Origin of the sequence: Anaerotruncus massiliensis (ex Togo et al. 2026) (assembly GCF_030825285.1) — a bacterium.
In the GTDB taxonomy this organism is placed as follows: Bacteria; Bacillota; Clostridia; order Oscillospirales; family Ruminococcaceae; genus Anaerotruncus; species Anaerotruncus massiliensis.
In genome coordinates this window covers 1-7,707 of sequence record NZ_JAPJQF010000078.1, presented here as the reverse complement: position 1 = coordinate 7,707, position 7,707 = coordinate 1, and the positions used below count along the sequence as shown (strand labels likewise).

Sequence of the window (7,707 nt, the reverse complement as noted above, 5' to 3'; positions counted from 1 at the left end):
CAACGCCCGTTCCGGGCGTTCACGCGCTCTGCACGCGTGCGCGGCAAAGCCGCGCAGTTTTCCGCCTCCCCGTGGGCGCTGCGCGCCACGCAAAAGCGGCCGTGCCTCCCCGGAAGCTCTTCCGGTACGGTTCCGGAGACTCGCCGGCAGAGGCATTGCGCCCGCGGCGCGGCGGCGGGCGGGATGCTGTACACCCGTCCGTTCATCCGTGGACGGGGCGCCTCCGACTTTGGCCGCAGGCCAATCGGAGGCGGCGCGGGGGTCAAGGGGATTTGGCCGCAGGCCATCCTTATAGAGAATCCGGCCCACAGGGCCGGGTCCGCGAAGCGGACTCAAGCCGGGGTCGCGGGGCGGAGCGCCCGCGAGCGGCCGTCGCGCGTAGCGCGCTCCGGGCGCAGCCCGGGAAGGCCGCCTAAGCCCCTCGCGCCCTTCTTTGGTGACTTTCTTTGGCGTAAAGAAAGTCACTCGCCGTCGGTCGACTACCGACAAACTGCGCCGCTCACTGAGCGGCAAATCTAAAACCGCCGTCGGCCGGCCACCGACAACCTCCGCCGCTCGCCGAGCGGCAAATCAGAGCTTATTGATCAGCAGAATCGAGATCAGAAGTCCATAGAGCGCGACGCCTTCGCCGAGGACGACGAAGATCAGCGCCTTACCGAACGCCTTGGGGTCCTCGGAAAACGCGCCGATCGCGGCGGGGGCGGTGGACGCGATCGCGATGCCCGCGCCCAGGCAGCTGAGTCCGGTGGCGAGCGCGGCGGCGAGATAGCCCATGCCCTGGTTGTTCTGGGCGGGGACGGTCTCGACGGCGGCAGTGTCCGGGGCCGTGTCGGGATCGGGCGTTTCGGCCGAAACGCCGACCGCCATCATGATCATCAGCAGGGTAGCGATGAGGAAAACGCCCGCGTTGGCAAGCACGCGCCTTCTGGCGCCGGAGGTGGAACCGACCTTGACGATGGGGATGAGCAGCAGGGTGGCCACGATCACCGCGGCGGTAGCAATCACAAACAACATCACAAATTACCTCCAAATTGAATTGGTATCCGCGCCCGAAGGCACAGAGACGTGTCGGATGAGAAGATCACTTCCCCGCGCCCTTTACCGTGACGGGGGAGAATGGTTTTCCGTCGCCGTCGAAATAGCGGCTGAACATCTCGTAGAACTCGAGCCTGAGCACCTGGATGCCCACGATGAGGCCCTCCATGCCCATCACGAAGAGGTTGCCGATGATGATGACCGCGGGGCTGGCGGCGTTCCCGACCATCTCGGAGAGGGTGAAGACGACCGCCATCATGCCCGCGTGGCTGAGCACGAAGCCGCCCACGCGGAGGAAGGACATCGTGTTGGAGAAAAAGCTGAGCACCACCTCGAAGAGCTCGAAGGGCGCGACCGTCAGATAGGCGCCCATGCCCTCCTCCGGCTTTGCGCCGAGTCCGCGGAGCAGGTTGCCGAGCGGCTCCTTGAGCAGGATGACCGCCAGCGGCAGAACGATGAGCAGGATGACGTAGAGGTGGGTGAAATAGTTTTTGCCCGCCAGGAACATCATGACCGCGCCGAAGAGGACCGCGCCGTAAAAGACAAGGCCCGCTACGCCGTTGGCGGAGAAAAACGCCCGTTCATAGTCGCGCTTGTGGAGGCTGACGAAGATATCCATCAGGATACAGGTGCAGATGAGCACCACGCCGAGCGCGACCGCAGCGACGAGGATGAGGTTGGTGTTTTCGGGGGCCATGACCTCGATCGGCTTGCCGGGCAGGCCCAGGACATTCGTATAGAAGGGGGTGAGCAGCTCCTCGAACCCGAACACCGACCCGTAAAGGGTACCGAAGATGCAGGAGAAGATGCCGATCCGGTTGACGACCGCGCCGATCTGGAACCGCTTGAACCTCCAGAGCAGCCACCCGCCCAGCACCAGCACCAGCCCCTGCCCGAGATCGCCGAACATGACGCCGAAGAGGAGGGAATAGGTGAAGGCCACGAAGGGGGTGGGATCGAAGTCGCCGTAGGCGGGCAGGCCGTACATCTCGACGAACATCTCGAACGGGCGGGAGAACCAGCCGTTTTTGAGCTTGGTGGGCGGCTGGAGCCGTTTGTCCGAGTCGTCCGGCTTGACCTCGACGGTCACGTCGGCAAGCAGCCGCAGGCTCTTTGCAAAGTCGTCCGCGCGGCTCTCCTCGATAAAGCCAGTGATATAGAATACGTCGATGAATTCCCGTTTCAGTACAGAGACATATTTGCGCATGTCGAACGAGTCGGAGAGGAATTTCAGCCGGGTGTAGAGCTTGTAGTAGCGGTCCCGCTGCGCGTCCACCAGCTCCTGGAACTGGTTTTTGGCCGCCGCGAGCTGCTCCCGGTTGGTGGCGATCTCCTCCCGCAGCCGCGTCAGGGCGGTCTCCGGGGTGCCGTGGATGAAGGCGGGCACCCGCATCCGCTCAAAGTAGAGGGAGGAGAAGATGTCGTCGATCTCGGGCGCGTCCTCCGCCATGCAGAAATAGGCGCCCCAGCGGTAGTCCTTCTCCGCGTCGAACGATTTGAAGATGAAGGGCTTTCCCGCATAGAAGGAGAGCTTCTGGTAGCTGTCGAGCGGCAACCTTCCGAGCCGCACCTTGATATACTTGCAGGTGAAAAGCTCGTCGAAATCGACGTCGAGCTCCGCCAGGTGGGACAGGATCAGCAGCGCGGCCTCGTCCTGATCGATCTCCCCCTGCAAAAAGTTCATCCGTTCCCGCAGAGCGCCGAGCCCCTCGGAAAAGGTCCTGTAAAAATCCTCGTAATACTGACGGCTGTGCGCCGCGACGCGGGACAGCTTGTCGCTCCGCACATATTCCGGCATGTACTTGGGGTTGAGCCCCGCCGCCACGCCCGCGTCGGTCAGCTTTTGCAGCGCGTCGGTGTAGGGATTCTCCTCCGACAGCGGCGTGAAGCCGCGGATGCCTCCCGCCGCCTGCTGCGAGGGCTCGGGATGGAAATCCCCCCTGTCCAAACAGCGTATGATGACGTCGTCGAGGCTCTTCATATCGCCGACGATGTTCACCAGCGCCAGCTTGGCAATCGACATGTGAATCCGCCCTTTCTCCGGCAGACGGGAACCGGCCCCCGCCGGTCCCCCCGGGATATTTGAAATGCCCGCCCCACCGGGGCCGGCCGGTCCTTCGCGTTTGAATCGGTCCTTCGCCTGGTCGTCCTTTACGCCTTATAGAGCAGCTTTTCGATCTTCTCGGGGGGCAGCCCGTAGCGGACCCCCTCGATGATGCGCACGATGTCCTCCGTCTCCATGCTGCGCAGCAGCATGAACGCCGTATACACCACCTCCGGGCTGGTCGAAAAACGGAGCAGCCTCCGGGTGGCGCGGTAGCGCACGCCGTCCGTCTCCCCCTCGAAGAAGCCGGTCTCCGGATCGATCCGCCGCCCGTAGGGGGTGGCGGAAAGCAGCTTCAAAAACGCCTGCGTGTCCCGCGCGCTGACCATCTCCTCGAGCTGGCGCGGCCTCAGCCGGCTGTAGAAGGGAAGCATCGTCACGCGGATGCGGTCGGCGTCCGCCTGAAAATAGGTTTTCATCCGGTAGATCGTGTTGAGGTTCATCAGCTCCGCCCGCATGGTGATCAGCTCCCGCAGCTCGGCGGAGGCCCTGCCGCGCGTCTCCCGCTTCGCCCGTTCGAGCAGCGTGGAAAAATAGCAGGTGCGCAGCGCCAGCTCATAGCGGGTGTAGCGCAGGGTGTTGCCGTCGGGCGGGTACTGCTTCTGGCAGCGGCGCAGCACCGGCTCGTAGGCCGTCCCGGCCACCGCCTCGATCACCTCGTCGAGGGAGCGCGCCCCCGCCAGCCCCAGGATGTTGAAGCTCGCGTAGGGCTGCATGAAGGTGGGCAGGGAGGCGACGAAGTCCTCCTGCTCGTCGGAGATGATATTGCGCAGGCTTGAAAGGATCAGCTCGATCTCCAGGTCCATGACGATGTACTGGTAGATGCTGTCCTTCTCGCGGACATATTTCGCGAGCCGCACGTACTGGTAAAAGAGGTCCCTGTGCAGCAGGTTCTCCAGCTGGCGGCGGTGGATCGTACTGTCCTGGACCCCCTCCAGCGCCGCGCGGTAGGGGGTCTTCTCCCGCAGGTAGGCGGAGATCTCCTGCACGTTCTGCTTGCGCAGCAGGTCGTCGTACTGGGCGGGGGAGAGCATCTGCCCGTACATGGCGCGCGCCTTGGAGATCACCGCGTTTGCATACTGCGCCACGGCGTCACCCCCCGATGCAGCGGTTCACGATTTCGGCGACCCACCGCGCGCTGTTCTTCCGGTAGTTCGCCTTCAGGCGGCCGAGCGCCTCCTCGTGGCGCGCGCGCGCCGCGGCGAGGGCCTCCTCCTTCTCCACCTGGGCCTGCTGGCGGAACTGCTCCACCTTTTCCTGCTCCCGCTCGTGGTACTGCTTCGCGAGCTCCTTTTTATAATCGTCCATGTGCGCCAGCACGCTGCGGCGCTCCTCCTCCGCCTCTTCCACAAGCCGCCGGCCGCGCTTGTCATATTCGACCAGATTCTTGATGACCCGTTCCACAGCACCATCCCTTTCGCCGGAAGATGGAAGGGGGCTAATGCCCCATTCTGATTGTTTACTAAGTGTAGTCTCATTCTTTTGCTTTTGCAAGCGGATTTTCGGTCCGCCGCGGTTTTTGCCCGCTTTCTGTGAGGCTCGAACCAAATTTCCGCGCCGGGGGCGCTATTTTTGTCAAACTTAACAATGTTTGGGACAGACACTAAGAAATTCAGGCAATATTTCCCGAGATAAAATCCCTCGATTTCCTTGATTTTCATTATACTAATTGTTATACTGTTAGTGAATATAGACAGGCACCAGTACGGCTGCCAAGTTCTGAGGGAGGATCCAAGCTATGAAAAAATTGACAGCGACCATCAGCGTGCTGCTGGTACTTGTCATGGCGCTTTCCGCGCCGGCATCGGCAATCGCGATCATCACCAGCGACACCTTCAGCACCAGCGCCAAATCGGCCGACAAGTGGGTGACCGACCGGTATGAGCCGGAGGAGTTCGACCGCTCGGACGGCAAGCTCTATCTCTCCGTGGGGCCTAAGGGCTACTACAAATACCGTTCGGACGACAAAAAGGACAAATACTACGCCCTCCAGGGTAAGAAGCTCCCGGTCGAAATGCCCTCGAGCAACACCTGGACCGCAACCGTGAAGATCAATATCGACGACAACTGGTTCTCGTCGAGCGACGGACGCCGCCGCGCCGAGTTCCGCGTCGACCTCGTGGACGGCGACGGCAACACGCTCAAAAATTCCTCGCCCGCCATCGCGCTCGTCAAGGGCGGTTCCGGCGCGCCCGTGCTCAAATATTATAACCCGAAAGCGCAGGGAAGCTGGGGCATGGCCAACCGGTTTGTCAACGGCGACAAGGAAACCGAGGACCTCACCGTGGAAGAGGGCTGGCATTCCCTGCTCATCAAGGCCAACAACGGCGTGCTCACCTACTACTTCGACGAGAAGAAGCTCGGCAACTGCACGCTGACCACCAAGGACGTCTATCCCTCCTACATCGCGCTCAACGTCTATAACTACGACCGCCCGCAGATGGTCGAGTGGGATAACGTCACCCTCTATGACGGAAGCTACCTCATCCGCCAGCTCTCCTCCGAGGCGCAGGACAAGAAGGATGAACGCCTGGAGAGCCAGTATGAGAAAAAGCGCAACAACTGGGAGGACAAGTACACCGAGTACATGTTCGACCGCAACAGCTCAAATAAAACCGTGGAAATCGATGGGAAGACCTTCGACACTGGCAAGTGGTACACCCAGAGCAAGCTCAAGAGCATGTTTAAGATTTCCGACAAGGATTGGGACAAGGAAAACGCCGAGCTGAAAAAAATCTTGGATTCTGCTAAAGGTGTCGATATCGATACCCGCGAGAAAAAAGAAATGCCCGACAGCTATTGGGACTACTGACGCGCCCCATTTGCGGCCCCTGACCGCAAATGGCCTGTGGGCGGGTCTGCCCGGCGCTTTGCGCCGGAGCGCCGCTTCGCGGCGACGCCCGCCCACGCGCGTTCACGGGCGGAGGGTCGGCGACCCTCCCCCGTGTGCCCCTACCTGATAAGTGCTTAAATGATAAAGCGGCCGCCCATTTGGGCGGCACTCATAAAACAGCATAAAGATTGTTTTCGGGAAACGGCGTAGCTTCGGCTATGCCGTTTCTCCGTTTTGCAGGTCGTAGAGCAAGGAAGCGGGGAGTATTCCCACAAGGTCATAGGAAATATCTATCTGCTGCTCTCTACGACCGCTTAACTTGTCGGGAGTGTGGACGTACACCGCCTTTACCATATCGTTCAGTACGGCGGGCGTCAGCTCGTCCAAGTCGAGATACTTCTTTACCTTGCCGATAAACCTATCAATGTTTTCTGCCTGTTCTTCCTGCTGTGTAATTTCTTCGTTCAGTTGCAACAGCTTTTCCCGCAGTTCCGTTTGTTCCTGCTCATAATCGTCAGAGAGCATTTGAAACCTACTGTCGGAGATTTTTCCGTTGGCGTTATCTTCGTAAATACGCTTGAATAGCCAGTCGAGTTCTTCAATGCGTCGTTCCCCTTGCGTGAGCTGCCGCCGTTTTGCCGCAAGCTCCTTTTTTGCTTCCGCTTTCTGCTTCGCTCCCATAGCTTTTCTAAATCGTTCCTCATGGGTAGACACACAGGCAATCACAAGCCGCATATGAGCAAGTACACCCTGCTCCAGTACAACGGCGCGGATAAAATGCGTCGGGCAGACCTCTTTCCCTTTGAGCCTTGAAGTGGAGCAAACAAAATGATCTTGCCGCGCTTCAAAGTTCTTGCTTGTGCAGTAATACAGCTTTTCCCCACAGTCTGCGCAGCGAACAATACCAGAGAACAGATTGGTCTTTCCCGTCCTTGTCGGGCGGCGTTTGTTCTTCCGCAATTCCTGCACCAGTTCCCATGTATCAGCGTCTATGATTGCTTCGTGGGTATTCTCAAAAACAAGCTGTTTTTCTTTGGGATTGTAACAGGTCTTTTTGCTCTTATACGACTGCTTGTAGGTCTTGAAGTTCACCGTATGCCCTTGATACTCTGGCCGCTCTAAAATATCGGCTATGGTGTCGCCCGTCCAGTTGTACGGATTGTCCGGCGGCGTATTCCTCGTTGCCCTGCCTGTCCGCTGAAAATGGATAGTCGGCGTTATGACTTTATCCTCTTTCAGAATCCGGGCAATCTGCGACGGCCCGTAGCCCTCTAAACAGAGAGCAAATATCCGCTTGACTACTTCGGCGGCGGCTTCGTCCACAATCCAACGCTTTTTGTTGTCGGGGTCTTTCATGTAGCCGTAAGGCGGATTGGTACAAAGATGTTCGCCTGCTTCCCCTTTGGACTTCATCACAGCGCGTATCTTCTTGCTTGTATCGCGGCAATACCACTCGTTTATGATATTCAAAAACGGGGTAAAGTCGTTTTCCTGTTGTTGTGCGCTGTCCACGCCGTTGCTGATAGCGATAAACCGCACGCCCTTTTCAGGAAAAAGAACGTCCGTATAAAGCCCCACGCGCAGATAGTCGCGTCCAAGACGGGACATATCTTTGACAATTAAGGTCGCCACTTCGCCATTTTCAATTTTCTCAACAAGTTCGTTCCAAGAGGGTCTATCGAATAATGAGGTGTGATAGCGATAGCGGCAAAAAGCTAATAAAATCAATGGTTTT

General features: G+C 59.1%; 6 protein-coding genes. 1 reads left to right on the top strand and 5 read right to left on the bottom strand.

Annotated elements, in window-relative coordinates:
• Positions 1-570 precede the first annotated feature (570 nt).
• The 4 genes from RCI06_RS13715 to RCI06_RS13700 form a co-directional block, all read right to left on the bottom strand.
• Complete coding sequence (locus tag RCI06_RS13715; protein WP_256153168.1) at positions 571-1,014, bottom strand: ATP synthase subunit C; 444 nt, start codon at positions 1,012-1,014, stop codon at positions 571-573.
• A gap of 67 nt (positions 1,015-1,081) precedes the next feature.
• Positions 1,082-3,058, bottom strand: a complete 1,977-nt coding sequence (locus RCI06_RS13710; RefSeq protein ID WP_306576382.1) for a V-type ATP synthase subunit I — start codon at positions 3,056-3,058, stop codon at positions 1,082-1,084.
• A gap of 128 nt (positions 3,059-3,186) precedes the next feature.
• Complete coding sequence (locus RCI06_RS13705) at positions 3,187-4,227, bottom strand: V-type ATPase subunit (protein ID WP_101553107.1); 1,041 nt, start codon at positions 4,225-4,227, stop codon at positions 3,187-3,189.
• A 4-nt stretch (positions 4,228-4,231) separates the two neighbouring features.
• Positions 4,232-4,543, bottom strand: coding sequence for a hypothetical protein (locus tag RCI06_RS13700; protein ID WP_101553108.1), 312 nt, complete (start codon positions 4,541-4,543; stop codon positions 4,232-4,234).
• A gap of 334 nt (positions 4,544-4,877) precedes the next feature.
• On the opposite strand from RCI06_RS13700, the gene RCI06_RS13695 reads away from it, so the two are divergent.
• Entirely contained in the window at positions 4,878-5,951 is a 1,074-nt protein-coding gene (locus RCI06_RS13695) for a hypothetical protein (RefSeq protein WP_306576381.1), read from the top strand.
• A gap of 237 nt (positions 5,952-6,188) precedes the next feature.
• Here RCI06_RS13695 and RCI06_RS13690 read toward each other — a convergent pair.
• Positions 6,189-7,707, bottom strand: a 1,519-nt coding sequence (locus RCI06_RS13690) for a recombinase family protein (RefSeq protein ID WP_306576380.1), incomplete at its 5' end; no start/stop codon positions are given.